The sequence below is a fragment of the Solwaraspora sp. WMMD1047 genome, assembly GCF_029626155.1.
Taxonomy (GTDB): Bacteria; Actinomycetota; Actinomycetes; order Mycobacteriales; family Micromonosporaceae; genus WMMD1047.
Map to the genome: position 1 here is coordinate 6,787,813 of NZ_JARUBL010000001.1, position 24,348 is coordinate 6,812,160.

Annotated in this window: 28 protein-coding genes and 1 pseudogene; 14 read left to right on the forward strand and 15 right to left on the reverse strand. The window is 73.0% G+C overall.

From position 1 onward, the window contains the following. Nucleotides 1-124: 124 nt before the first annotated feature. From O7627_RS31065 to nagA, 3 genes are read left to right on the forward strand one after another with little or no spacing between them, the layout of a single operon-like run. Entirely contained in the window at nucleotides 125-1,117 is a 993-nt protein-coding gene (locus O7627_RS31065; protein ID WP_278097006.1) for a sugar isomerase, read from the forward strand. After that, the gene (locus O7627_RS31070; protein ID WP_278097007.1) at nucleotides 1,114-2,058 is read left to right on the forward strand and encodes an ROK family protein; all 945 of its coding nucleotides are present in this window, start codon (nucleotides 1,114-1,116) and stop codon (nucleotides 2,056-2,058) included. The genes O7627_RS31065 and O7627_RS31070 overlap by 4 nt, the downstream gene beginning before the upstream one ends. Next, complete coding sequence (nagA, locus tag O7627_RS31075) at nucleotides 2,055-3,176, forward strand: N-acetylglucosamine-6-phosphate deacetylase (RefSeq protein ID WP_278097008.1); 1,122 nt, start codon at nucleotides 2,055-2,057, stop codon at nucleotides 3,174-3,176. Before O7627_RS31070 ends, nagA begins: the two co-directional genes overlap by 4 nt. Before the next feature lie 105 nt (nucleotides 3,177-3,281). On the opposite strand, the gene O7627_RS31080 is transcribed toward nagA, so the two are convergent. The 4 genes from O7627_RS31080 to O7627_RS31095 are packed head-to-tail and all read right to left on the reverse strand — an operon-like array spanning nucleotide 3,282 to nucleotide 5,520. Further along, a complete protein-coding gene (locus O7627_RS31080) occupies nucleotides 3,282-3,896 on the reverse strand; it encodes a dihydrofolate reductase family protein (protein ID WP_278097009.1) in 615 nt (204 codons plus the stop codon). Further along, complete coding sequence (locus O7627_RS31085) at nucleotides 3,893-4,384, reverse strand: SRPBCC domain-containing protein (protein WP_278097010.1); 492 nt, start codon at nucleotides 4,382-4,384, stop codon at nucleotides 3,893-3,895. The genes O7627_RS31080 and O7627_RS31085 overlap by 4 nt, the downstream gene beginning before the upstream one ends. Next, nucleotides 4,381-4,716, reverse strand: a complete 336-nt coding sequence (locus tag O7627_RS31090) for a metalloregulator ArsR/SmtB family transcription factor (protein WP_278097011.1) — start codon at nucleotides 4,714-4,716, stop codon at nucleotides 4,381-4,383. Before O7627_RS31090 ends, O7627_RS31085 begins: the two co-directional genes overlap by 4 nt. A gap of 21 nt (nucleotides 4,717-4,737) precedes the next feature. Beyond that, nucleotides 4,738-5,520: a phosphatase PAP2 family protein gene (locus tag O7627_RS31095; RefSeq protein WP_278097012.1), complete on the reverse strand. Its 783-nt coding sequence runs from the start codon at nucleotides 5,518-5,520 to the stop codon at nucleotides 4,738-4,740. 183 nt (nucleotides 5,521-5,703) lie between these two features. Between O7627_RS31095 and O7627_RS31100 the strand changes: the two genes are divergently transcribed. Beyond that, nucleotides 5,704-6,930: a DUF4032 domain-containing protein gene (locus O7627_RS31100; RefSeq protein WP_278097013.1), complete on the forward strand. Its 1,227-nt coding sequence runs from the start codon at nucleotides 5,704-5,706 to the stop codon at nucleotides 6,928-6,930. Nucleotides 6,931-7,028: 98 nt separating this feature from the next. On the opposite strand, the gene O7627_RS31105 is transcribed toward O7627_RS31100, so the two are convergent. Together O7627_RS31105 and O7627_RS31110 are read right to left on the reverse strand one after the other, a co-directional pair. Continuing rightward, nucleotides 7,029-7,232 (reverse strand): DUF397 domain-containing protein, encoded by a 204-nt coding sequence (locus tag O7627_RS31105; protein WP_278097014.1) that lies wholly within the window; start codon nucleotides 7,230-7,232, stop codon nucleotides 7,029-7,031. Beyond that, entirely contained in the window at nucleotides 7,225-8,112 is an 888-nt protein-coding gene (locus O7627_RS31110) for a helix-turn-helix transcriptional regulator (RefSeq protein ID WP_278097015.1), read from the reverse strand. Before O7627_RS31110 ends, O7627_RS31105 begins: the two co-directional genes overlap by 8 nt. A gap of 168 nt (nucleotides 8,113-8,280) precedes the next feature. Between O7627_RS31110 and O7627_RS31115 the strand changes: the two genes are divergently transcribed. Together O7627_RS31115 and O7627_RS31120 are read left to right on the forward strand one after the other, a co-directional pair. Then, the gene (locus O7627_RS31115; protein ID WP_278097016.1) at nucleotides 8,281-8,460 is read left to right on the forward strand and encodes a hypothetical protein; all 180 of its coding nucleotides are present in this window, start codon (nucleotides 8,281-8,283) and stop codon (nucleotides 8,458-8,460) included. After that, nucleotides 8,457-8,846: a hypothetical protein gene (locus tag O7627_RS31120; RefSeq protein ID WP_278097017.1), complete on the forward strand. Its 390-nt coding sequence runs from the start codon at nucleotides 8,457-8,459 to the stop codon at nucleotides 8,844-8,846. The genes O7627_RS31115 and O7627_RS31120 overlap by 4 nt, the downstream gene beginning before the upstream one ends. Nucleotides 8,847-8,881: 35 nt before the next feature. Here O7627_RS31120 and O7627_RS31125 read toward each other — a convergent pair whose 3' ends face one another. Further along, nucleotides 8,882-9,526, reverse strand: a complete 645-nt coding sequence (locus O7627_RS31125; RefSeq protein WP_278097018.1) for an NAD(P)H-dependent oxidoreductase — start codon at nucleotides 9,524-9,526, stop codon at nucleotides 8,882-8,884. Nucleotides 9,527-9,609: 83 nt separating this feature from the next. Here O7627_RS31125 and O7627_RS31130 point away from each other — a divergent pair, with 83 nt between their 5' ends. Genes O7627_RS31130 through O7627_RS31140 form a run of 3 tightly spaced genes read left to right on the forward strand, consistent with a single transcriptional unit; the run spans nucleotide 9,610 to nucleotide 10,806 of the window. Next, nucleotides 9,610-10,086 carry a MarR family winged helix-turn-helix transcriptional regulator gene (locus O7627_RS31130; protein WP_278097019.1) on the forward strand — a complete coding sequence of 159 codons (477 nt, stop codon included), beginning with the start codon at nucleotides 9,610-9,612 and terminating at the stop codon, nucleotides 10,084-10,086. A gap of 44 nt (nucleotides 10,087-10,130) precedes the next feature. After that, nucleotides 10,131-10,400: a type II toxin-antitoxin system prevent-host-death family antitoxin gene (locus O7627_RS31135; RefSeq protein ID WP_278097020.1), complete on the forward strand. Its 270-nt coding sequence runs from the start codon at nucleotides 10,131-10,133 to the stop codon at nucleotides 10,398-10,400. Continuing rightward, nucleotides 10,390-10,806, forward strand: coding sequence for a type II toxin-antitoxin system VapC family toxin (locus O7627_RS31140; protein WP_278097021.1), 417 nt, complete (start codon nucleotides 10,390-10,392; stop codon nucleotides 10,804-10,806). Before O7627_RS31135 ends, O7627_RS31140 begins: the two co-directional genes overlap by 11 nt. Nucleotides 10,807-10,840: 34 nt before the next feature. Here the strand turns inward: O7627_RS31140 and O7627_RS31145 are convergent, their stop codons facing one another. After that, entirely contained in the window at nucleotides 10,841-12,721 is a 1,881-nt protein-coding gene (locus O7627_RS31145; protein WP_278098498.1) for an NAD-binding protein, read from the reverse strand. Nucleotides 12,722-12,830: 109 nt separating this feature from the next. Between O7627_RS31145 and O7627_RS31150 the strand changes: the two genes are divergently transcribed. Both O7627_RS31150 and O7627_RS31155 read left to right on the forward strand, forming a co-directional pair. Continuing rightward, nucleotides 12,831-13,310, forward strand: coding sequence for an MSMEG_6728 family protein (locus O7627_RS31150; RefSeq protein WP_278098499.1), 480 nt, complete (start codon nucleotides 12,831-12,833; stop codon nucleotides 13,308-13,310). A 44-nt stretch (nucleotides 13,311-13,354) separates the two neighbouring features. Then, a complete protein-coding gene (locus tag O7627_RS31155) occupies nucleotides 13,355-14,893 on the forward strand; it encodes an FAD-dependent oxidoreductase (RefSeq protein WP_278097022.1) in 1,539 nt (512 codons plus the stop codon). A gap of 8 nt (nucleotides 14,894-14,901) precedes the next feature. Here O7627_RS31155 and O7627_RS31160 read toward each other — a convergent pair whose 3' ends face one another. Both O7627_RS31160 and O7627_RS31165 read right to left on the reverse strand, forming a co-directional pair. Next, a complete protein-coding gene (locus O7627_RS31160; RefSeq protein WP_278097023.1) occupies nucleotides 14,902-15,141 on the reverse strand; it encodes a hypothetical protein in 240 nt (79 codons plus the stop codon). Nucleotides 15,142-15,249: 108 nt separating this feature from the next. Then, the gene (locus tag O7627_RS31165) at nucleotides 15,250-16,197 is read right to left on the reverse strand and encodes a type II CAAX endopeptidase family protein (protein ID WP_278097024.1); all 948 of its coding nucleotides are present in this window, start codon (nucleotides 16,195-16,197) and stop codon (nucleotides 15,250-15,252) included. A gap of 159 nt (nucleotides 16,198-16,356) precedes the next feature. On the opposite strand from O7627_RS31165, the gene O7627_RS31170 reads away from it, so the two are divergent. Both O7627_RS31170 and O7627_RS31175 read left to right on the forward strand, forming a co-directional pair. Beyond that, nucleotides 16,357-18,468, forward strand: coding sequence for a histidine kinase (locus O7627_RS31170; RefSeq protein ID WP_278097025.1), 2,112 nt, complete (start codon nucleotides 16,357-16,359; stop codon nucleotides 18,466-18,468). A 15-nt stretch (nucleotides 18,469-18,483) separates the two neighbouring features. Further along, complete coding sequence (locus tag O7627_RS31175) at nucleotides 18,484-19,149, forward strand: response regulator transcription factor (RefSeq protein WP_278097026.1); 666 nt, start codon at nucleotides 18,484-18,486, stop codon at nucleotides 19,147-19,149. Nucleotides 19,150-19,155: 6 nt separating this feature from the next. On the opposite strand, the gene O7627_RS31180 is transcribed toward O7627_RS31175, so the two are convergent. From O7627_RS31180 to O7627_RS31200, 5 genes and pseudogenes are all read right to left on the reverse strand, one after another. Beyond that, entirely contained in the window at nucleotides 19,156-20,169 is a 1,014-nt protein-coding gene (locus O7627_RS31180; protein WP_278097027.1) for a helix-turn-helix transcriptional regulator, read from the reverse strand. A 153-nt stretch (nucleotides 20,170-20,322) separates the two neighbouring features. Further along, a pseudogene (locus O7627_RS31185) lies at nucleotides 20,323-21,066 on the reverse strand (sulfite exporter TauE/SafE family protein); the annotation flags it as partial. Further along, nucleotides 21,063-21,662, reverse strand: a complete 600-nt coding sequence (locus O7627_RS31190; RefSeq protein ID WP_278097028.1) for a rhodanese-like domain-containing protein — start codon at nucleotides 21,660-21,662, stop codon at nucleotides 21,063-21,065. The pseudogene O7627_RS31185 and the gene O7627_RS31190, both read right to left, overlap by 4 nt. Next, complete coding sequence (locus O7627_RS31195) at nucleotides 21,659-23,155, reverse strand: MBL fold metallo-hydrolase (protein ID WP_278097029.1); 1,497 nt, start codon at nucleotides 23,153-23,155, stop codon at nucleotides 21,659-21,661. The genes O7627_RS31190 and O7627_RS31195 overlap by 4 nt, the downstream gene beginning before the upstream one ends. A 118-nt stretch (nucleotides 23,156-23,273) precedes the next feature. Then, entirely contained in the window at nucleotides 23,274-23,543 is a 270-nt protein-coding gene (locus O7627_RS31200) for a metal-sensitive transcriptional regulator (protein WP_278097030.1), read from the reverse strand. Nucleotides 23,544-23,900: 357 nt separating this feature from the next. Between O7627_RS31200 and O7627_RS31205 the strand changes: the two genes are divergently transcribed. Then, nucleotides 23,901-24,335 (forward strand): roadblock/LC7 domain-containing protein, encoded by a 435-nt coding sequence (locus tag O7627_RS31205; protein WP_278097031.1) that lies wholly within the window; start codon nucleotides 23,901-23,903, stop codon nucleotides 24,333-24,335. Nucleotides 24,336-24,348: the final 13 nt, after the last annotated feature.

A 24,348-nucleotide genomic window follows, 5' to 3' on the forward strand; every position in this document is an offset into this window, starting at 1 on the left:
GCTGCGCAAAGCGTTCGACCTGCGCGATCTTGCGCACAGTTGCCGGAAGCCCGAGATTTCAAGCAGAATGACGCGCGAAAGACCCTCAGATCGCACCGATTTGAGCAGCCGCGAGGAGCGACCGATGGGGTACGTCGACGACGAGATCATCAGCCAACCCGACTGCTGGCGCAGCGCCGCCGCCCTCGCCGGCACCGGGGCGGTGGTCGACGCCCTGCCCCGACCCGGCGAGCGGGTGGCCGTGGTCGGCTGCGGCACCTCCTGGTTCATGGCGATGGCCTACGCCGGGCTGCGGGAAGCCGCCGGACAGGGCGAGACCGATGCCTTCCAGGCGTCCGAGTTCCCACCCCGGCGCCGCTACGACCGGCTCGTCGCGATCACCCGATCCGGCACCACCACCGAGGTGCTGGACCTGCTCGCGGCGCTGCGCGCCACACGGGCGACCCCGACCGGCACCGCGTCGAGCACCGCCACCGCGACCGCCACCACCGTCATCGTCGGCGACCCCGACTCACCGGCCGCCCGGCCCGCCGCCGAACTGGCCGGGCACGCGGTGATCGCGCTGCCGTTCGCCGACGAGCGGTCGGTGGTGCAGACCCGGTTCGCCACCAGCACGCTGGCACTGCTCCGCGCCCACCTCGGCACCGACGTGTCCGCGCTGGCCGCCGACGCCGAGGTGGCCGTCCGGGCGCCGCTGCCGGTCCCGCCCGGCACGATCGAACAGGTCACCTTCCTCGGCCAGGGCTGGACCGTCGGGCTGGCCCAGGAGGCCGCCCTCAAGTGCCGCGAAGCGGCCGGCTTCTGGGCCGAGGCGTACCCCGCGATGGACTACCGGCACGGCCCGATCGCCATCGCCGCCCCCGGCCGGATGGTCTGGGCGTTCGGCGACCTGCCCGACCGGCTCGCCGAGGAGGTCTCCAACACCGGCGCGGCGTTCGTGCACAGCCGCACCAACGGCGCGTACGGGGTGCTCGGCCGCTGGACCGCCGGCCGCCCCGCCCTCGACCCGCTGGCCGACCTGATCCTGGCGCAGCGCTTCGCGGTCGCCCTCGCCGCCGGGCGCGGGCTGGACCCGGACGAGCCCCGCAATCTCACCCGGTCCGTGGTGCTGACATGACAAGCCCGGCCGATGAGCGACAGGTGGTGGTGGCGCTGGATGTCGGCGGCACCAGCATCAAGAGCGGGCTCGTCGGCACGGACGGCACCAGCCGGTACACCGAACGCCATCCCACCGGCGCCGACCGGGGACCGGACGCGGTGGTCGCCACCATCGGCGCGGTCGCCGACGGGCTGGCCGGGCGCGCCCGGGCCGACGGCCTGACGCCAGTGGCGGTCGGCGTCGCGGTACCCGGGGTCGTCGACGAGGCCACCGGCACCGCCGTCTGGTCGGCCAACCTCGGCTTCCGCGACGTACCCCTGCGGGAGCTGGTCGGGACGCGGCTCGGACTGCCGACGGCGCTCGGCCACGACGTACGCGCGGGTGGTCTGGCGGAGGCGCGGCTCGGCGCCGCGCGCGGCAGCCGGCACGTCCTCTTCGTCGCGATCGGCACCGGAATCGCCGCCGCCCATGTGGTGGCCGGCGCGGCCTTCGCCGGCGCCCATGGCGCCGCCGGGGAGATCGGCCACATCGTGGTACGCCCGGACGGGCCGGTCTGCGGCTGCGGTCAGCGCGGCTGCCTGGAGGCGGTCGCCTCGGCCGCTGCCGTCGGGCGCCGCTACACGGAACTGACCGGCGAGCCGGCCACCGCCGCCGACGTGGCCGCCCGGGCCGCCCGTGGCGGACCCGGTGACGAGGTGGCGGCGCGGGTGTGGCGGGAGACCGTGGAGGCTCTCGCCGACGGGCTGCTGATCGGGCAGGCCCTCTACGACACGGAGACCATCGTGCTCGGCGGCGGACTCGCCGAGGCCGGCGCCCATCTGCTCGACCCGCTGCACGCGGCGCTGCGCCAGCGGCTTACCTTTCACCGTGAACCGCGGTTGGTGCCCGCGGCGCTCGGCGACGAAGCCGGCCGTCTCGGCGCCGCACTTCTCGCCCTCGACACCCTGGAGGCACCGTGACGGTACGCGTCAGCGGCAAGGTGGTAACCCCGACCGGCGTGATCCGCCAGGGGTGTGTGGAGACCGACGGCGACCGGATCACCGCGGTGGCCGAGTACCCCACCATCCGGGACGGCCACTGGATCGTGCCGGGCTTCGTCGACCTGCACACCCACGGCGGCGGCGGGCACACCTTCACCACCGGTGATGCCGAGTCCGCCCGCGGCGCCGCCGAGTTCCACCTGGCGCACGGCACCACCACCCTGCTGGCCAGCCTGGTCAGCTCCCCGTTCGAGCTGATGCGCAAGGCCACCGCCGGGTTCGCCCCGCTGGTCGAGAAGGGAATCCTGGGCGGCGTCCACTACGAGGGGCCGTACCTGTCGGCCGCCCGCTGCGGCGCCCAGAACCCCGAGCACCTACGGGCGCCGTCCCTCGACGAGCTGGGCGAGCTGCTGGAGTTGGGCGCCGGCACGGTCCGGATGGTCACCATCGCCCCGGAACTGCCCGGTGCGCTGGACGCGATCCGGCTGCTGGTGTCGCGCGGGGTGATCGCGGCGATCGGCCACACCGACGCCACCTACGACCAGACCCTGGCCGCGATCGAGGCCGGCGCGACCGTCGGCACCCACCTGTTCAACGGCATGCCGTCGCCCCACCACCGCGAGCCGGGGCCGGTCTTCGCGCTGCTGAACTCGCCGAAGGTGGTCTGCGAGCTGGTTGCCGACGGGGTGCACCTGCACCCGGGGACGCTCACCTTCGCCACCTCGGTCACCGGGCCGGACCGGGCCGCCCTGATCACCGACGCGATGGCCGCCGCCGGGATGGCCGACGGCGAGTACGAACTCGGCGGCCAGACCGTCGTGGTGGCCGACCGGGTCGCCCGGCTGGCCGGCGCGGGTGGCGAGCCGGGTGCGATCGCCGGTAGCACCCTGACCATGGACGCCGCGCTGCGCCGGGCCGTCGAGGCCGGGGTGTCGGTGCCGGACGCCAGCCGGATGGCCTCCGGTACCCCCGCGAACGTGATCGGCCTGGGCGCCCGGGTCGGCGCGCTGATGCCGGGCTGGCGGGCCGACCTGGTCGTCCTCGACGACAACCTGGAGGTCGTCCGGGTGATGCGCGCCGGCGCCTGGGTGAGCTGACCGGCCGCGCGCTCACCCGACCTCGACCTCGACCTCGGCGCAGGACCTCGACCCCGACCTCGGCGCCGGAACTCGACGCCGGGCCGGGGCCGGCCCCGGCGCTGGTCAGACGCCCGCGTACTCGGCGCGCGGCGCCGACCCGGCGGTCTCGTATTCGAGGAGGAGAAGGCCCGACGGGGTGGCTTCGTGCTTGACGAGCCGGAGCGCGACGTCGGTGTCCGGGTGGGCGAGCAGCCGTCGCCCCTGCCCGATGACGGCGGGCGCGACGGCCAGGCGCAGCGTGTCGACAAGCCCGGCGGCCAGCAGTGCGGACGCTAGCCGGGCGCTGCCGTGGATCTGCACCTCCCGCCCGGGTCGCGCCCGCAACGCTCCGACCGCTTCGACGGGATCACCGCGCAGTACGGTGGTCGGGTGCCATGAGCCCGCCGCGAGCGTGTTGCTCACCACGTACTTCGGCAGACCGTTCATCCGCTCGGTGAACGGGTCGTCGGGGTCGGTGATCTGCGGCCAGTCGCGCGCGAACGCCTGGTAGGTCCGGCGGCCCAGCAGCAGCCCGTCGGCGAGGTCGAGCCAGTCCGACGCCTGCCGCACAAATGTCTCGTCCAGGTGCGGCACGAACCAGCCGCCCCGCTGAAAGCCGTCGGTGGCGTCCTCCTCGGCGGAGCCGGGGCCCTGGCTGACCCCGTCCAGGGTGACGAACTGGGTCATGGCGATCCTCATCGGGCGGCTCCCTTCTCGACCAGGGTGGCGAGCGCCTCGGTGACCGAGCCCCAGCCGTCGAAGAAGCCGAGCTTCTCGTGGCGGGCCCGGCCGTCCGGGTCGCCGTGCCGGACGATCGCCCGGTAGTCGGTGCCGTCCGGGTGCTCGCCGAGCACGATCTCCGCCGTCATGGCCACCGGTTGCGGCCCCACCGGCCGCCACTGACTGGTGACCGCGTTGGTGAAGACCAGCCGGCGTTCCTCCTCGACGACGAGGAACACCGAGTCGGTGTGCGGGACGAACTCCCGGCCGTCCTCGCTCATCCGGGTGACGAACCCGCCGCCCGGCCGGACGTCGAGCAGGTCGACCCGGGCGAGTGTCGGCGCGGGGACCCACCAGCGGGCCAGCAGCGCGGGGTCGGTCCAGGCCCGCCAGAGATCCCGTCGCGGGGCGCGGATCAGGCGTTGCAGCGAGAGGTCGTAGTCGGGGTTTATCTCGGGAGCGGTCACGGGGTTTCCTCCGGTCGGGTGACGAGGTTTTCGAGTCGGTCGGTGCGGGCTTCCCAGATGCGCCGCTGCTCGGCGAGCCAGTCGTCCAGCAACGCGAGCCGGTCCCGGTTCAGCGCGCAGGTGCGCACCCGCCCGGTCTTCACCGTCTGGATCAGCCCGCTCGATTCCAGGGTCCGCACGTGCTTCATGAACGACGGCAGGGTGATCGGGAACGGACGTGCCAGCTCACCGACGCTCACCGGGCCGCCGCCCAGCCGGCGGACCACCTCCCGCCTGGTCGGGTCCGCGAGCGCGATGAAGACGTCGTCCAACGCCTCCGAATACTTAGCCATGCGGCAAAGCATGGCACATACTTAGCCCGTCGGCAAAGTTTTGGTCCCACTGGCGGTGCGATCCAGGTCGGCAGGGCGGTCCAGGCCGGCCGGCAGGGATGGCAGCGGGAGGTCGTCCCAGGGGACCCGGAACAGCAACCGGTCCAGCAGCAGGCCGAGCAGCAGGCCGGCGACCGAGTCGGTGACCCAGTGGAAGCTCAGGTAGGTAGTGGTGCAGAAGACGATCGCCGGGGGCAGCACCCGGATCGCCCGGTAGAGGCCGGGCGGCGCGGCCGGCCGGCCGTACGCGCGCAGCAGCGCGGCGAGCAGCAGCGCGATCACGCCGTACCAGACGATCGCGTTGGCGACGTGACCCGACGGGTACGCCATCCCGCCGGCCGGGTCGCTGAACAGCTCCTCCGGATGCGCCAGCTCCTCGTTGCGAGGAAAGCCCCGGTCCAGCAGCAGCTTCATCGGCCCGATCGTGAACCCGGTCAACAGGAACGCGGCGGCCACCACCAGCAGCGGCCGGACGGATCTGGTCCGCCAGCCGACCGCGATCGCCAGCACCCCGGCCAGCGGGGTGAGCAGCCAGCCACCCTGGCCGAGGAAGTTGAACACCCGCGCCGTCCAGTAGGCGGCCGGCGGCCGGTGCGCGTCGCACCAGTCCCGGATCGCCAGGTCCAGGTCGAGCAGCCAGCCGGCGGCGAGCGCCCCGGTCAGCGCGACCGCGCCCACCAGCAACAGCCCGTCGAACCACCAGCCGGCCGGCCGCACCTGCCGCAACCGCACCCGCGACCGGGCCACCGTCGTCGTCTCGCGCACCCGCCCACGGTACCGGCCCACAACCGGTCGACCGCCCGGTCAACCACCGGACGCCACCCCACCGGGCTGGCATCGGACCGGCCCGACGTCGGACCGCGCGAGCTGCTGACCGCGCGAGCATCGGACCAAGCGTGACGTGTGTGTCGAGCCACGATGGGAGGCGCCGGGCGGGGCCGAGGCGTCATGCTTGGGGCCGTGCGTATCACCTCGGCCCTTGTTGATCCGGCGCTGCTCGACCTGCCCTGGTCGACGCCGCTGGAGCAGTGGCCGGCCGACCACCTGGTGGCGCTGCCGCAGGGCATCTCCCGGCACGTCGTCCGCTTCGTCCGGCTGGCCGGCACGGTGTACGCGGTCAAGGAGACCGGCGAACGGGTCGCCGAACGCGAGTACGACCTGCTGCGCGCCCTGGAGCGGATCGACTTTCCGGCGGTGGAGGCGGTGGCGATCGTGGCCGACCGGCACGCCCCGGACGGCGAGCCGCTGGACCCGGTGCTGATCACCCGGCATCTGCAGTTCTCGCTGCCGTACCGGGCGCTCTTCTCGCACACGCTGCGGCCGGAGACGATGACCCGGCTGCTGGACGCACTGGCCGCGTTGATCGTCCGGATGCACCTGACCGGCTTCTTCTGGGGCGACTGCTCGCTGTCGAACACGCTGTTCCGGCGGGACGCGGGCGCGTTCGCGGCGTACCTGGTGGACGCCGAGACCGGGGCGCTGCACCGGCAGCTCTCCAACGGCCAGCGGCGCGAGGACCTGGAGATCGCCCGGGTCAACATCTTCGGTGAGGCGCTGGACCTAGAGGCGGCCGGGCTGCTGCACGACTCGATCGACCCGGAGCTGGTCTGCGAGGAGGTGGTCCGCCGGTACGAGGGGCTCTGGCACGAGATCACCTACGAGCAGCAGATCGAGCGGGAGGCCCGGCACGACATCGAGGGCCGGATCCGGCGCCTCAACGAGCTGGGCTTCGACGTGGCCGAGGTGGCGATGTCCCTTGTGGACGACGGGCGCTACCTGGTCCGGCCGAAGGTGGTCGACGCCGGCTACCACACCCGCCGGCTGCTGCGGCTCACCGGCCTGGACGCCGAGGAGAACCAGGCCCGCCGGCTGCTGAACGACCTGGACACCTACCGGGCGGAGAGCGACCTGCCCGACGAGCAGCAGGCCGCCCACCGCTGGCTGACCGAGGTGTTCGAGCCGGTGGTCCGGGCGGTGCCGGCGCACCTGCGCGGCAAGCTGGAGCCGTCGGAGCTGTTCGTGCAGATCATCGAGCACCGGTGGCTGCTCTCCGAGCAGGCGGGTCGGGACGTCGGGCTGGCTCCGGCGGTGCAGTCGTTCCTCGCCGACGAGCTGGTGCACCGCCCCGACGAGCAGGCCGTGCTCGGCGCGGCGGTCTCCGCCCTACCGGCCTGACCGACTCGGCGTAGACCCGGCCGGCCTGACCGACTCTGGCGGTGACCGTCCCGCCCGGCGGCGTAGACCCGGCCGGTATGAGCCGCCGAGCCGGCGGCCTACCGGCCGCCCGGCCCGACCTTAAGGCCGGTGACGAAAGTGGTCCAGGCTGCGGGGGTGAAGGTGAGGGCCGGGTCGGTGGGGGCCTTGCTGTCCCGGACGCCGACCAGGCCGGGCAGGTTGCCTGCGACCTCCACGCAGTCCCCGCCACCGCCGCCGCTGCGGGTCGACTTGCGCCAGGTCGCACCGGTCAGGTCAGCCATAGCACTCTCCCAGGATCGCGGTGATCAGCTCGATCGATTCTCTCTCATCCAGAGCGCGGGCCTCAAGGTCGGACCAGACGTGCGCGTACGCGGCGACCTCGGCCTGCTTGTCGAGGTAGAGCGCGCCGGTGATGTTCTCGATGTAGACGGTGGTCGGTTCGGTGACCCGGCGGCCGAAGGCCGGCGGGAAGTCCAGGATGACGAACGTCCCGCTATCGGCGGCCAGTGGTGGGCCGGCGCTGAACGGCAGAATCCGGATCGAGACGTTCGGCAGGGCCGCCACCGCGATCAGGTGCCGCAACTGGTCGGCCATCTCGAGCCGGCTGGGGATGGGACGGCGCAGCACCGCCTCGCTGAGCACGAACTTGAGCAGCGGCGCGGCTGGCAGGCGGCGGACCAGGATGTCCTGCCGGTGCAGCCGGACGGCCACCAGCTTCTCCCGGTCGGCCTCGGGCAGCCCGGGTGACTTGCGGCGGATCATCTCGGTGGTGTACTCGCGGGTCTGCAGCAGGCCGGGAATCAGCTCGCTGTTGTAGTGGCGCAGCTCGGAGGCGGTGGACTCCAGGCCGACGTAGAGCGAGAACCAGGACGGCACCGCGTCGCCGTAGGAGTGCCACCAGCCCTTGGCCTTGGACTCCTTGGCCAGCCCGAGCACAATGCCGGTCGTCTCGGGCGAGGCGCGGTAGCGGTCGCACATCACCCGGGCGTCGACCTGCCGGACCGGGACCAGCCCCTTCTCGATGCGCCACAGCTTCTGCCGGGAGCAGTCAAGCGTCTGGGCCATCGCCTCCAGGGTGACCGCCGCGTCCTCGCGGAGCTGGGTGAGCAGCCGGCCGAGCTGCCGGCGCGGCACCGTCGAGCCCTGTGTTTCATCGAACATGCAACATCCCGCCATTCCCTCCTGCAACATTCGGCACCGCCCGGAGAAACAATTCCGTTTGGCATTCCTGTGGTGCTGGAATGACTTCAAATTAGTGGGCACGGATTGATTGCGCAAGGCCGAACAGGAGCAGATCGTAGGGGCAGAAGAATAACCGAGGGAGGTCGGATGCGAAAAACGATCTCGTACGACGAGTACCTGGCCGCGACCGCGATGACGCTGGCCCGACGACACCGGCCACTATGGTGCCGGGGCCGGTGCGTCTGCGGCTCCACACTGCCGTGTCGCGTCCGGCACCGCCCCCCGATCAGCCGCGCACACTGGCCCTCCCCGGAGGAGGCGCGGTGACCGGGCACAACCCGACGACGCCGGGCTGGGCCTGCGCCGGCTGCGGCGCCGAGTGGCCCTGCCCCACCCGACGCCGCGAACTACGTGCCGAGTTCCACGGCAGCCCGTACTCGCTCGGTCTTTATCTCGGACAGTATTTCGTCGTCGCCGCCGCGGATCTGCGCCACATTCCCGCCGGCTGGCTGCACAACCGGTTCGTCGGCTGGATCCGGGAGCCGCAGGAGCGGATCCCGTACACCGCCGTCGACATTCTGATCAACTCGTACGAATTGGCGAAGGCGCACGATCCGGCGGCGGACGGCACCTGCCGCGTCTGCGGTGATCCGGCCGACTGCTGGGTCCGCCTCGACCCGGCCGGTCCCGGGTTCCACATCCCTGTGCCGTGAGCGGCGCCTTGAGCGCCGGGGTCAGGGGGACCGGGTCAGCGGACCATGGCCGGCGCCCAGAGGTCGTCGATGGCGCGTTCGGCCGCCGCCAGGCTCGCCTGCGCCAGGGGGATCAACTCGGCCATCGCCGGGGTGACCGGGGCCAGGGTCAGCTCGGCGGTGATGAATCGCGGCTGCAGGCCGGTCAGGGACAGGCCGTGCGGCAGCCAGGGTTCGGCGTGGTCCCAGCCGGCGCGCGGGCTGTCGCCGAGGTAGCCGCCGCCCCGGCTGGCCAGCACGATGAACTCGCGGTCACCGAGCAGTCCCGCCCGGGTCGCGGGGTCGTAGGCCAGCCCGGGGACGGTCAGGTGGTCGACCCAGGCTTTCACGCTGCTGGGTGCGCCGTAGTTGTAGAGCGGGAGCCCGAGCAGGACGGTGTCGGCCCGCTTGACCTCCTCGACCAGTTGCTCGGTCAACGACCAGGCGGCGCGCTGCGCCGGGGTTTGCTGCTCCCCGGGGGTCGCCCAGGCCGCGACGCCCGAGCCGTCGAGGTGCGGCAGGGGCTCGGCGCCCAGGTCGCGGTAGGTCACCGTGCCGTCGGGGTGGGCGGCCCGCCACGCTTCGGCGGCGCGGGCGGTGAGCTTGCGGCTGACCGAGCGCTCCCCCTGGATGCTCGAGTCGATGTGCAACAGGCTAGGCATGGCTGATCCCTCACAGATCGTTGGTGCTGGACCAATCATTAATACCACGCTAGTCGTACGCGGTGGTGGGTAGACTCGGTCACATGTCTGTCGAGCCGGTCGCCACCTCGGAGCACCGCTCCGGCGCGCTGCTCGACCACCTGGCCCGGCGGATGCGCCTCCGGTCGGAGTCGGTGCTCGCGCCGCTCGGCCTGCGCCCCCGGCACCTGGTCGCGCTCACCGTGCTGCGCGCCGAGGGCGGGACCAGCCAGCAGGCGCTGGCCAGCACTCTGGCGATGGACAGCACGAACATCGTCGGCCTGCTCAACGAACTGGAGGCCGACAAACTTGTCGAGCGGCGCCGCTCACCCCAGGACCGCCGCCGGCACGTCGTCGAGCTGACCGAAACCGGCGCCAAGCGGCTCGTCGAGGCCGAATGCGCCCTCGCCGCCGCCGAGAACGAAGTGCTCGCCGCCCTCGACCCCACCGAACGCGAAACGCTCTACCACCTGCTCAGCAGAGCCGCCACCGGCACCACGATCACCTGCACCGAAGCAGTCACCGGCCTGACCAGCCCGTAACCAACGCCGTAGCACGCTGTAGCACATGCGGCTAGACTCGCGGTATGGCTGAACCTGCTCCTCGGGAGATCACCCAGCGCGAACTACGCAATGATTCCGGAGCGATCATGCGTGGGGTTGAACGGGGCGAATCGTTCACGATCACCCGTAACGGCACGCCTGTCGGCAGGCTGATCCCGCTACGCCGCCGCACATTCGTGCCGCGTGAGGAGGTGCTGGCGGCATTCGCCACGGCCCCGGCCCTCGACCCGGAACGCTTCCGCCGCGACCTCGACGAGGCGCTGGACCAGGATCCATTCGACCGTGCCGGGTGAACGGCGCACCCGGGGCCTGATCGATACGAACATCGTCATCCACCTTGCGGCACTCGACCCGGTCGACCTCCCGGACGAGATGGTGATATCCGCCGTAACTCTCGCTGAGCTCTCCGCCGGGCCACATCACACCGACGAGCCGGCCGAACGTGCGCGACGGATGGCGGTTCTCCAACACGCGGAGTCCACGTTCGATCCACTTCCATTCGACGCCGACGCAGCCCGTGCGTACGGGATGGTCTCCGCAGCCGTGCTGGCATCGGGTCGAAAGCCTCGACGACGCATCGCCGATCTGATGATCGCTTCGGTGGCGCTCGTGAACGGAGTGCCCCTCTACACCACAAAGCCGGACGACTTCCAAGGGCTGGAGCGTCTGGTGCAGGTCCATCCGGTCGCCCGTCCTTAGGCGGTACACGGCCCGGCCCACCGCCGCTGGCTGATCAGGCCGGCGTGTCCGATTCAGGTGGAGGATGCGGCTGCTCCGGCTGAGGCCGGGGACGAGGGGGGCGTACCGCTGACGGACGCTGAGACGGTCGGCCCGGCGGCTGATCTGTGGACGCCGGGGACTCGGAGGCCGCCGCAGTCACGGGAGACACCGGCGCCGCCGGGGGTTGCGGGGTCCCCTCGCGGAGCAGGCGGCCGAGGTTGGCGCGGCGGACCACCACCGTCAGCCGATCCCCGGCCCGCACCGCCTTGCGGTCCGGCGGCGACCACTCGACCCGGGTGCGGCCGGCCCGGGTCAGCCCGATCACCTCGACCCCCGCCGGCCGGCTGATCTCGCCGAGCTGCTGGCCCACCAGGGCCGAGCCGGCCGCCACCGGCACCTCGGCCACCAGCAGCGCGTGCCGGTCGACCGGAATGGTGGCGATCACCGCCCGGTTCAGCAGGGCCGCCGCGAACGACGGTGCCGCCAGGTACGACACGCTGCGCGAGATGTCGATGTTGAACGCCTGCTGGATGCGCTCGGCGAGGTCGCCGTCGAAGAGGCGCAGCACCACCCGCAGGTCCGGCTTGGCCGCCCGGCCGTTCAGCGCCGCCTGCAGGTTCGTCACGTCGTCGGTGGAGACCACCACCAGCGCCTGGCAGGTGCCGACCGAGGCGGCGGCCAGGATCTCCTCCCGGGCCGCGTCGCCGACGATCATCGGCACGTTCAGCCGGTTCGCCAGCCGGGCACCCCGGGCGGCCGGGTCCTTGTCGATCGCCACCACCTCGATGCCGAGGTCGGTGAGTTGCCCCATCACCCTGGTCCCGACGTTGCCGAGGCCCACCACGACGACGTGCCCCTCGCGGTCGACCTGCAGCCGGCCCGACTCCAGCGCCAACCGGGCGTTCACCATGCCGTCCACCACCGCGGCGGTGATCAGCGGAATCAGCGCCAGTCCGGCAAGCGTCAGCACCACCTGCATCATCTGCGCGATCGACGACTTCTCGGTCTCCGGGTCGGCGCCGCTGACCGTGGTGATCAGCGTGACGTAGATCGAATCCCACAGGTTGACGTGCTCAGTCGGCGCCAGCAGGAACCCGAAGAGCAGCACCACGGCGAGCACCACCAGGGTGGCGATGCCGATCTTGCGGGTGGCGAACGACCGCGCCGCCCGCCCCAGGGTGCGGATCGGCTGGCGCCGGCGGCGGGCCCGGACCAGCCGGCGGGCGGCCCGCTCGGTGCCGGGCTGCTGGCCGGCCGCCTCGGCCAGCACCAGATCCGCGGTGGACTGGTCGGCCGGCAGCAGCAGCGGCCGGTTCGGGTCGCTGGTGTCGGCCAACCCGCAGACCAGGTGCTCGGGCCGGATCTCCGACCGCCGGGCCACATAGAAGGTCCGGCCGCCGAGCCGGAAGTACGTCGGCGCCACCTCGCCCAGCGCCGCCGCCACGAACGCGGGCGCCGCCATCGACGCGTCCGACAGCACCGCGCAGTCGGCGAAGAGCCGCTGCACCCCGTTGCCCAGCTCGGTGTTGAACATCCGGATCACCAGCCGGACATCCGGCGCCACCGCCTGGGCGCAGAGCGCGGCGTGGATGTTGCCCACGTCGTCCTGGTGCAGCAGGGCCAGCCCGGCCGCACCGGCCACCCCGGCCGTCCGGAAGGTCTCCTCGTCCAGCCGGTCGGCCTTGACCACGCGTACCCCGCGCAACGCCCGGACGTCCGGGCCGTCGGGCCGCCGCCGGTACGGCACGATCACCGTCACCCGGATCTGCGGATCGGCCGCCAACAGCTCGTTCACCAGGTGGAAGACGAGCGCGTCCTGGCCGCAGACCAGGTAGTGCGGGCGGTTGACGTCGCCGTTGGTGCGCAGCCCGTCGCGCAGTCGGGTCTCGACCACCCGCCGGGCCCGATCGCGCCAGAGCTCCGCCACGCCCGCGATGGTAGCCATCCTGATCACTACGTGCGGTCCGCCGGCATGCCGGCGACGGCGGCGGGTAGTGCCTGACATGCAGACCTTCCTGCCGTACCCGGATTTCATCCGGACCGCCGCGACGCTGGACCCGCTGCGGCTCGGCAAGCAGCGGGTCGAGGCGGTGCAGGTGCTGCGCGGTCTGACCCGTCCGGGGTACGGCTGGCGGCACCACCCGGCGGTGAAGATGTGGATCGGGTACGAGGAGGCGCTGGTCCGCTACGGACTGGACATCTGCGCCCGGTGGACGGCCGGCGACCGCGCCGACACCTGCGCCGCGACCCTGCGCGCCGACCTCGTCGCCGGTCGCGGTCTCTCCCAGGTACGCGACCAGGCCGCGCTCGCCGCCGCCGGTGAGCTGCCGCCCTGGCTCGGCCGCCCCGACCTGCACCTGAGTCACCGGGCGGCGCTGCTGCGTAAGGATCCGGACCACTACCGCCCACTCTTCGGTGACCTGCCGGACCTGCCGTATGTCTGGCCCACCTCGGACCGCGCGCCGGGGCCGGCGCCGGGCTGACCCGACCGGCAGACTGGACCCCACCATCGGATGGAGGGGTCTGGATGCGGCTGTCTCGTGGGGTGGGCGCGCTGATCGGCGTACGCCGGATTCAGGCCGACCCGGGCGGCGGTGGTGCGGCCCGGGTGCCCGGCTCGGTCGACGCGCTGGTGGTCGGCGGCGGGATCGCCGGGGTGTCGACGGCGGTGGTGCTCGCCGAACGCGGCGTCCGGGTCACCGTGCTGGAGGCCCGCCCGTCACTGGGTGGCCGGCTCGCGACCTGGCCGGAGACGATCGCCGGCGGCAGCGTCCAGCCGGTCGACCACGGCTTCCACGCGTTCTTCCGGCAGTACTACAACTGGCGCAACATCCTGCGCCGGATCGACCCCGAGCTGGGCTTCCTGCGGTCGGTGCCGGGCTACCCGGTGATCTCGGCACGGTGGCCGGCGGAGGAGTTCGGCCGGCTGCCGCCGGCCCCGCCGGTGAACCTGCTGGCGCTGATCGCCCGCAGCCGCAGCCTGCGGTTGCGGGACCTGCGCGGGATGGACGGCAAGGCGGCGTTGCCGCTGCTGGCCTACCATCCCGAGCGGACCTACGCCGAGCTGGACGGCACCACCGCCGAGGAGTTGCTGGACTCGCTGCGGCTGCCGGACCGGGCCCGGGCCATGCTCTTCGAGGTCTTCTCCCACTCGTTCTTCAACCACGAGCGGGAGATGTCGGCCGCCGAGATGGTGGCGAACTTCCACTTCTATCTGCTCGGCAACCCGGAGGGGCTGGCGTTCGACGCGCCGGACGCGGACTACGACACGGCGATCTGGGGGCCGTTGGCCGGCTATCTGGGCGCGCGCGGGGCCGAGGTGGTCACCGGGGAGGCGGCGGTCCGGATCATGCCGCGCGCGGGGGGCGGCTGGCGGGTCGCGACCGCCTCCGGCGCCGGGTACGAGGCGCGGTACCTGGTGATGGCGGTCGACCCGCCGGCGCTGACCGGACTGTTGGCCACCTCGCCCGAGCTGGCCGGGGCGGCGCCGGAGCTGGCCCGGCGGGCGGCCGGCTTCGGCGCCGGTGCGCCGTACGCGGTGGCCCGGTACTGGCTGGCCGGGGACGTGGACCGGCGCCGGCCGGTGTTCAGCGGAGTGTCCCGGCAACCCACGCTGGACTCGGTGACGCTCTACCACCGGCTGGAGCGGGCGGCCCGGCGGTGGGCCGGCGACACCGGCGGCGCGGTGGTCGAACTGCACGCGTACGCCTGTGAGCCGGACGTGCCCGCCACCGTCCTGGCCGAGCGGATGCGGGCCGAGTTGGCCGAGCTCTGGCCGGAGGTGGCCGGGCTGGCGGTGCGGGACTCGCGGGCCCGGGTGGAGGCGCAGGCGCCGTCGTTCCGGCCGGGCGCGCACCGGGACCGGCCGGCGGTCGCCACCGACGCGGACGGTCTGCTGCTGGCCGGCGACGGTGTCCACAGCGACCTGCCCAGCGCGCTGATGGAGCGGTCCGCGATCACCGGCATCGAGGCCGCCAACCACATCCTGCGGCGGTCCGGCGGGGCGGCGGAGCCGCTCTGGTCGGTACGCCGGCAGGGCCTGCTTGCCGGGCGGCCGCCCGGTTGACCCTTTTCTCACCGCTGTCCGTCGACGGCGGCATAGGCCACGGCGGCGACACAGACCAGGACGACGATGCCGATCCGGGTGGTCGCGACACGGGTCAGCAGCCAGGCGGTTTTCCGCATTCCGGGCAGGGCGGCCTTGGCCTTTCCGTAGTCCGTCCAGGCACGTCGGGCGATCGCGAATGCGATACCGGCCACCAGGCCAAAGACCATGCCGAGCAGGAGCGTGGCGACAGCGGTCGGGGTATCCACGGTGGCCAGTCTCGACCATTTCCCCGACCCTCGCCATCCACTATTCGTGCTAGGTAAACCGCGAAGAACATTCGGAGAGAGGCAACACCCGCGGGCACCGAATTACTTTTACCGAATCATTTTCGGATCGGGGCTTACCGCGTCGATCCGGCGCCGGCGGGCCAGCCAACTCACCACCAGCGCGAAACCGACGAACACCGGAACGTCCACCACGAACATCTGCCAGGGGGCGTCGGCGGCCGTCTCCGTACTGTCCAGGGCACCGAACGCCGCCGCCAGACCCATCGCCACCAGGTTGTTGACCACGTGTAGGGCGATCGCGGCCTCCAGCCCGCCGGTCCGGATGGTCAGCCAGCCCAGCACCACGCCGAAGACGACCAGGTCGGCAAAGCCCCACCAGGTGCCCCAACCGTGCGCCGCCCCGAAGACGACCGCCTGGACGGCGATCGGCAACCACGGCGTACGCAGGAAGGAGCCGACCGCCTGCAGCAGCCAGCCCCGGCAGACGTACTCCTCGGCGGCGGCCTGGAACGGCACCAGCACCAGCAGCAGCGCCGCGCTGGCCAGGAACGGCCCCAGCCCCACCCAGACCGAGAGGCCGTCGTCCAGCGGTTCACCGGTCGCGACCAGCAGGGCGGCGATCCCGGCGATCATCAGCCCGACCGTCGGCACGGCCAGCAGCAGGCACCGGCCGAGCCACCCCCAGCGCAGCCGCCCCAGCACCGACGACACGGTGCCCGCCGGCCGGGCCTGCACACCCCGGGCGGCGGCCAGCACGAACGGGGTGATCAGACCCAGCGAGGCCAACGTGACAGCCAGCTCGACGAGCGGGCTGGCGGTGGGCAGCCCGTCCACCCAGGTCCGCGTGCCGGTGGCGAAGGCGACCACCACGGAGCCGGAGAGCAGGGCGACGATCGCGGTTACGGCGCCGCCCAGCACGACGGCGGTGCCGACCAGCGGCTGCCACCAGCGGTGCCCGGCGGTGCGGCCGAGTCGGTGGTACGGCGTGCCCGGTTCGGCGGGGTGGATCAGTCCGGGCCGGGGCGCAATGTCCACAGTGTTACCTGCCGGGCGAGGGGGGTCGATGGCTGCAGAAGCGGTCATGCCACAAATGGTCGCCGGGGTCGGCGGCGAAGACGTCGGCCGCCGGCCCGATCCTCGGCTATACCGATGGTTGTGGTCGGCGGCGGGCGGCGCTCTATCGTCGTACCCGTCATGGAGCCCGCCGCCGGTCACACCGCCGACCCGCCCGCCCCCCGGCGGTCGTGGTCGGACTGGGTGCTGCCCGCGCTGCTGGTCGCGGCTCAGCTCGGCTACTGGCCGGGGCTGCCGCTCTGGCGCGGCGAACCGGTCGACCCGACCGAGGCGGCGGTGGGGCTGGCCGCCACCGTCCTGATCGGCGCCGCCCTGGTCGCCCGGCGGCGGGCGCCGGTCGCCGTCCTGGCCGGCGCGCTCGTGGGGTTGACCCTCGGGCAGCTGGCCACCCCGCTGGACAGCCTGGTGGTCGTCGCGACCGTCGACCTGATCGCGCTCTATTCGGTCGGCGCCCACCGGCCGGTCCGCACCACCGTCGGCGCCGCCGCGGCCGCCGCCGGCTGGCTGGCCCTGGCCAACGCCCACCTGTTCGGCGTGGACCTCGAATACGCCTACCTCCAGGGCCTCGGGATGGTCTCCTACCTGGTGGCGATCGCGCTCGGCCAGGGGCGGCAGCGGTGGCGGCTGGCCCGCCGGGCGGCGGCCGACCAGCTCGCCGAGGCGGAGACCCGACGCCGGCAGGCGGCGGTCGCCGAACGCCACCGGCTGGCCCGGGAGCTGCACGACACCAGCGCCCACCAGTTGACCGCGATCGTGGTCACGGTCAGCGCCGCCCGCCGGCTGGCCGCCAGCCGGCCGGAACTGGCCGCCGACGCGCTCGCCTTCGCCGCCCGGACCGGCCGGGAGACGCTGGCCGCCCTGCGCCAGCTCGTCGCGGTGCTGCGGCAGGACGAACGGGAGGTGGGGCCGCCGCTGCCCGACCGGATCGGGGAGCTCGCCGCCGGTTTCGGCCGGCTCGGCCAGCCGGTCGTCGTGGAGCTGGACCTGCCCCCGGCCGAGCCGCTCGTCGAGCCGGTCGCCGAGGCCGCCTACGCGATCGTCCGGGAGGCGCTCACCAACTCGCTGCGCTACGCACCCGGCGCCGGAGTCCGGGTCGGCATCGTCGAGCGGGACGGGGCGGTTGAGGTCGACGTCCGCGACGGCGGCCCGACCCGACCGGCCGTTGACAACACCGTGGCCGGGACCGACGCAGGATACGGCGCCGGGGCCGAAGCCGACACCGGCCGGGAGGGTTTCCGGCTCGGTTCCGGCCGCGGGCTGGCCGGGGCGGCCGAGCGGGCGGCCGAACTCGGCGGCTCGTTCGAGGCGGGCCCCGAGCCGGGCGGCGGCTGGCGGGTCCGAGCCAGCCTGCCGACCCGGGCCAGCCTGCCGACGAGCGCGACCGGCGCGGCCGGCGTCGGGGCGCACCGGATGCGCCGCTGGCTGCGGCCGATGGATCTGGTCGTGCTGATCGGCTGCCTGACGTTGCCGGCCAGCATGCTGCTGCTCAACGAGGAGGAGCCGGGGCTGCCGGCCGGAATGGACGGCGCCGATCTCGTCCTGACCCTGCTACTGCTGACCGGCCACGCGCTGCCACTGCTGTGGCGACGCCGGGCGCCCTGGCTGGCCCTGGCCGGCGTCCTCGCCGCCGCGGCGTCCTGGACGCCGGTGTTCGGCTACCGGCTGTTGCCCGAGGACGGGCTGGTCACGCTCGCCTTCGGGGCGGTGGCGGAGCTGGCGGCGGTGTACGCGGTGGCCGTCTACGGCCGCCGGCGGGGGCTGAGCTGGCTGGTGATCCCGGTCTCGGCGGCGGCGCTCGGGCTGATCGCCGCCGCCCCGTTGGCGGTGGATCCGCGCCTGCACGAGTCGGTGGCCGGCCAGCCGCTGCCCACCGTGGTGTTCAGCGTGCTGCTCGCCGGGCTCTTCATCGCGACCGTGATCGGGATGCTGGCGGCCGGGCCGGTCGCGGTGGCGTGGGGCATCGGCTACGCGGTCCGGCGCCGGCACGATCGGGTACGCGACCGCGAGCGGTCCGCCCTCGCCGAGGCGACCGCCCGGGTGGTCGCCGAGGCGCACGCCGAGCGGGACCGGGTCGCCGCCGGGCTGCGCGCGGCGGTGCTGCACGACGCCGGCCGGCTCGTCGAGGCCGCCGACCAGGCCCGGATCGACGAGGTCGCGGAGTCCGCCCGGGCCGCGTTGACCGGCATGCGCGGCCTGCTCGGGGACCTGCGGGATGCCCCCACCGAACCCTAGGAGAGGCTGACCCCCATGCCCGTACGCGTCATCGTCGTCGACGACCAGCCGGTGGTCCGGGCCGGCTTCGCGGCCATCATCGACGCCGAGCCGGACCTGACGGTGGTCGGCGAGGCCGGCGACGGCGCGGCCGCCGTCGAGCTGGCCCGGCGGCTACGCCCCGACGTGGCGTTGATGGACATCCGGATGCCGGGCATGGACGGGTTGACCGCCACCGGGCTGCTCACCGCCGACGGCGACGGGCCGCGGGTGCTCGTGCTCACCACGTTCGACCAGGACCGCTACGTCTTCGAGGCGCTCCGGGTCGGGGCCTCCGGTTTCCTGCTCAAGGATGCCGAACCGGACGACCTGCTCGCGGCCGTCCGGGTGGTCGCCGGCGGGGAGGGGATGCTCGCCCCGGCGATCACCCGCCGGCTGATCGACGCCTTCGCCTCGGGTGGCGTCGCCCCGCCACCGGCAGCCGGGCCGTCTGAAGTGGACACGCTCACCGCGCGCGAGCGGGAGGTGCTGCTGCTGATCGCCGGTGGGCTCTCCAACCAGGAGATCGGCGAGCGGCTCAAGGTCGCCACCGGCACGGTGAAGACCCACGTCAACGGCCTGCTCACCAAGCTGGGGGTACGCGACCGGGTGCAGGCCACCATCCTCGCGTACGACGTGGGTCTGGTCCGGCCGAAGGGCTGACCGGCGTCAGCGCGCGACCCCGTTCAGCGGTCGCGGCACGTACAGGCCGAGCCGCAGCGCCCGCACCGCGGCCTGGGTGCGGGACCCGGCCCCGAGTTTGGCCAGGATGTGCGCCACGTGCGCGTCGACGGTCCGGCCGGCGACCACCAGCGCGGCGGCGATCCGCCGATTCGGCCAGCCCTCCACGAGCAGGCCGAGGATGCCCAGTTCGCGACGCGTCAGGCCGCGCAGGTCGCCAGCCGGCGAGAGCAGCACCACCGCGTCCAGGTGGGGCGCGGCGGCGGACCGGCAGGTGATCACCGTCACCCGGACGTACCGGCTGCCCTCCGGGCAGACGAAGGAGACGTGTGTGTTGTCGGCGGCGAGCACCCGGCTGGTGTGCACGATTTCGGAGCCCTCGGTCAGCCGCCGGTCCCCGGCGAGCCCGGGCAGCGGAAGGCAGTGGCCGGCCCGGGTCAGCACCACGCCGGCCGCCGCGCCGGCGACCAGCCGGGCGTGGGCGGCGACCGAGCGTATCGGATCGACGGCGTTGGCGATAACCGGGCTGACCAGGCGGAGGAACGACCGCATCCGGTCGTCGGCGTCGTCGGCGCGCTCGCTGTGCGTACTGAGTACTCCCAGGTGCCGGCCGTCCGGCGCGAACAGGGCGGCCGTCAACCCGTTGCGGAAGCCCGCCGGCTCCAGGTAGTCCGCCCAGATCGGTAGTTCGGCGGGTGGGACCGGCAGATCCCGCAGGGACAGCGGCGGCCCCGGCCGGGTCAGCCCGATCCGCTCCAGGTCGGCCAGGTAGGCCGGGGTGCCCCGGTAGTCCAGGATCGACTGCTGGTAGCCGGTGCTGGCCAGCGGGACGGCCAGCTGCCGATCGGTGTCGAGCACCGTGACGGCCCCGCCGTCGAAGGGCACACACCGGCGCAGGGCCGTCAACAGTGCCTCCGCCCGCTGCAGTGGGTCATGGTAGGACGAGGCGATGCCCCCGATCTCGGCGATGGTGTCGATCGCGCCCGGCGGTAGGTCAGGCATGGCACGCTCCGTCCTCGTCGGTGGCTCCGCTGGCCGGTGCCCGTACCAACGAGAACTGCCGGCGTGGCCACTGGTGGCGGGCTGCCGGACGGCCCGAATTTCGGGAACACGCCGGGTGTCGGAAAGCCGTCGGAACGCGACTCACGCTGTGGCTTGACTCAGGAGCACGAACCCGCCCATGACAAGAACGAATCCGCCGAAGATCCGGCGCAGCAGGGGCTCGGGGAGGCGGCCGGTGAGCCTGCTCCCGGCGAGACTGCCGGCGACGGCGGCCAGCGTGACGGCGGCGGCGAGCCGCCAGTCGATGCTGACCGAGGCCAGGTAGCCGGCGAGCCCGGCGAACGACTTCATCACGATGACGAGCAGCGAGGTGCCGACCGCCACCGGCATGGCAAGCCCGCCGAGCAGCACCAGGGCCGGCACGACGAGAAATCCGCCGCCGGCACCGACCAGGCCGGTCACCAGGCCGACCACGAGTCCGTCGACGACGATCCGCAGCGCCGTCCGGCCGCCCCCGGCGCCGGCACCCGCCGGCACCGGCCGGTCCCGGATCATCGCGACGGCGGTGGCCAGCATCATCAGCCCGAACCCGGTCATCAGCAGGAGGGTCGGCACGTACGCCGCCAGCCGACCTCCGGCGTACGCCCCGACCATGCCCGCCGATCCGAAGACCAGGCCGGTCCGCCACCGGATCCGGCCGGCGCGGGCGTGCGGCCAGAGCGCGACGGCGCTGGTCACGCCGACCACCAGCAGCGAGGTGGCGATCGCCACCCGGGCCGGGAGCCCGGTCACGTAGACCAGCAGCGGAACCGCGAGGATCGACCCGCCGCCACCGAGCAGGCCCAGGCTGGCGCCGATGCCGGCGGCGAGCACGACCGTGACGACGAAGCTGGTCACGGTCGTGCCGCCGGTCCCGGTTCGGCCCGCAGTTGGGCCAGCACCTCGGTCAGATCGCGGTCCGGGCCCCGGTTGTACGGCAACCGGGCGAGCAGGTTGCCGAGCAGACAACTGTTGGTGACCGCGGCCCCCACCAGCCCGGCGCCGATGCCGGCGGCCACCCATTCCAGCCCGGGCACCACCGTCGAGGTGAGCACGCTGGCCAGCACGATCGACCCGGCTACCAGCCGCACCTGACGCTCCAGCTCCCAGCGGACCCGGCCGCGGTTCACCGCTGCGCCGGTCCGTTCCCAGGCGAGCATCCCGCCGGTCAGCACCCTCACGTTCGGCAGACCGGCCGCCGCCAACGCCTGTCCGGCCTGCTCGGCCCGGTTGCCGGATCGGCAGATCAGGAGGACCTCCTCGTCGAGGTGCGCCCGCAGCTCGGCGCGGTGCTCCCGGAGCAGGTCAAGTGGAACGTGGTACGAGCCGGGAATGTGGGCCGTCTCGAATTCCGCCCGGGTCCGGACATCCAACAACCGAGGTGACCGGTCCTCGGCGATCAGCGTGTGCAGCTCGGCGGCGTCGATGGCCCGTCGCTGGTTCGGGCCGCTCATGCTGTTCCGCCCTCGGCCGGGGCGTCCGCGGCGAGCGGAATGCCGGCCGGCGCGGCCTTGTCGAACTGGTCGTCGATCAGCACGACCCGGCGGCCGGCATTGGCCAGTAGGGAACTGGCGATCGCGGCTCGGTAGCCGGACCCGCAGTGCACCCAGACCACGCCGTCGGGCAGTTCGGCCAGTCGACCGGGCAGCTCGGGCAACGGAATGTGCACCGCTCCGGCGAGGTGCCCGGCCCGCCATTCGTTGCCCAGCCGCACGTCGAGGAGCACGTCGGGCGGGGGCGGGCCGGTCTCGTGGGTGGGCCGGTCGGTATCCGACCGGGCGGCGGCCAGGGCCGCGAAGTCGGCCACCGGCAGCTCTCGCAGGTCGGTGGATTCGACCGCCCAGTCGTCCGGTTGCCCCTCCGCCGCCGCGGCGGGCCGGTCGATGCCGATCCGGACGAGTTCCCGCTGTGCCTCGGCGATGTGCTCCGGGGTCTCGGCGAGCAGGGTGACCGGCGCCCCCCACTCGGCGAGCCAACCCAGCCAGGTCGACATCGGACCGTCGAGGCCCAGGCTGACCGTGCCGGCCAGGTGCGATTCGGCGTACGCCCGGCGGTTGCGCAGGTCGACCAGCCACTGCCCGGCGGTGATCCGGCGGCGCAGCTCGGCCGCGTCCGCCCGGTTGGCCGGGGTGAGGTCCACCGGGGCCGGGCCGACGGCGTTCGCCGGTCCCATGTGGGCGTAGTAGGCGGGGTATGCGTCAAGTCCGGCGAGCGTCTCCTCGACGAACCGGTCGGCGCTGAGCCGGAGCACCGGGTTCACCTCCCGCTCGCGGCCGATGGTCGAGTCGGTCGCGTCGGCCTGGGTGGCGGAGCAGAAGCTGCCGAAGCCGTGGGTGGGCCAGATCCGGGTGCCGTCCGGCAGCAGGTCGGCGAGGCGCCGGGCGGAGGCGTGCTGGTGCTGGGCCAACTGGTGGGCATGCTGTGCACCGAGCAGGTCGGTGCGGCCGGTGGTGCCGAAGAGCAGGGACCCGCCGGTGAAGACACCGACCGGCGCCCAGCCGCCGGCTGGCCCGCCCTCCGCTGGCCCGCCCTCCGCTGGCTCGCCCTCCGCCGGCTCGCCCTCCGCCGGCTCGTTCTCCTCCAGCACGTATGACAGGTGGTGGAACGTGTGTCCGGGGGTGCCGATCGCGCGCAGCCGCATCCGGTCCGAGATCGCCACCAGGTCGCCGTCGCCGACCGGCCGGCGTTCGAAGGCGACCTGGTCCGCGGCGGCGACCAGGTATTCGGCCCCGGTGATCCGGGCCAGTTCGAGGCCGCCGGTCAGGTAGTCGTTGTGCAGATGCGTCTCGACGACGTGGCTGATCCGCACCGCCAACCGGCCGGCCAGGGCCAGCACCCGGTCGATGTCCCGCTGTGGGTCCACCACCACCGCCACGTCACCGTCGGTGGCCAGATAACTGCGATCACCCAGCGAGGAGGTCGAAATCACCGATACCTCGATTGTCATTTCCGTCACTCCCATCTCAAGATTCTCAAAGAAGTCATACCCGGGGGGGTATGGTTCGGACAGAGTTCTCCCAGTGCACAACGAGCTGGCGCAGCGGTCCCGGGCGGCAACGCCGCGGTCAGGCCAGCGCGAGGAAGAGCTTCTCCAGCTCTTCCTCGGTTATCTCCGGCTGTTCGCCACGCTCCCGTGACGTGCCGCAGTGCCGCATGCCGGCGGCGATGATCTTGTATCCGGCCCGGTCGAGCGCCTTCGACACCGCGGCCAGCTGAGTCAGCGCCTCCCGACAGTCCCTACCGTCCTCCATCATCTCGATCACCGCGTTCAACTGCCCCCGTGCCCGCTTCAGCCGGGTCAGCGCGTCAGCGGTCAGTTCCGGCCGCATCTTCATCGCTCCACCACCTCCACCACCAACATACCCCGGGGGGTACCGGAGCGGCCAGTCGTCATCATCACCACGGCCGGCGACAGCTTGCCGCGGAACAGCGACCCGGGAGTCCCTCGCCCTCGTCGGGTTCGAGACCTGTCCATTGTGTTTGATCATCGTCGCCCATCGCCCCCAGCGGATTGATTGTCGGAAATCCGGTGGGTGACTCCCCGTGGCGGCCAGGACGATCTTGAGTAGAATGGACCGGCCTCCTTTCCGAACAGATTTCGGATGCCATCGGCGGAGTGAACTCCAGTACGAATAATGATCCGAGACGGCTCGCCAACCAGCTATGCGAGGGGACAACAGGTGGTTCACCCGGTGGTCACGACGGAGAAGCTGACCCAACTGCTGGACGACCTGGTGGATCGGGTCCCAGAGGCGGAACACGCCGTAGCGCTCTCTCCCGACGGCCTGATGTTGGCGACCTCCCGGGAGGTCAACCTGGAGCTCGCCGAACAGCTCGCCAGCGTGATCGCCGGACTCCAGGCCCTGGCGCTGGCCGCCAGCCGGCACTCCGCCGAGGGCACCGACACGCCCGGCCCCGGCACCGTGCGCCAGATCATCATCCAGATGCACCGGGCATTTCTCTTCATCACCGCCACTCCCGGTGGCGCCGTCATCGCGGTGCGCTTCACCGGCGAGGCCGACGTGGCCGGGATCGCGTACGAGGTCGCCCTCTTCGCCGGTCGCGCGGACCGGCACCTGCCCACCTTCCCGGTGCCGGCCCAGCCCGGCGGCGGTCCGCGAAACTGATCCCGGGTGTCAG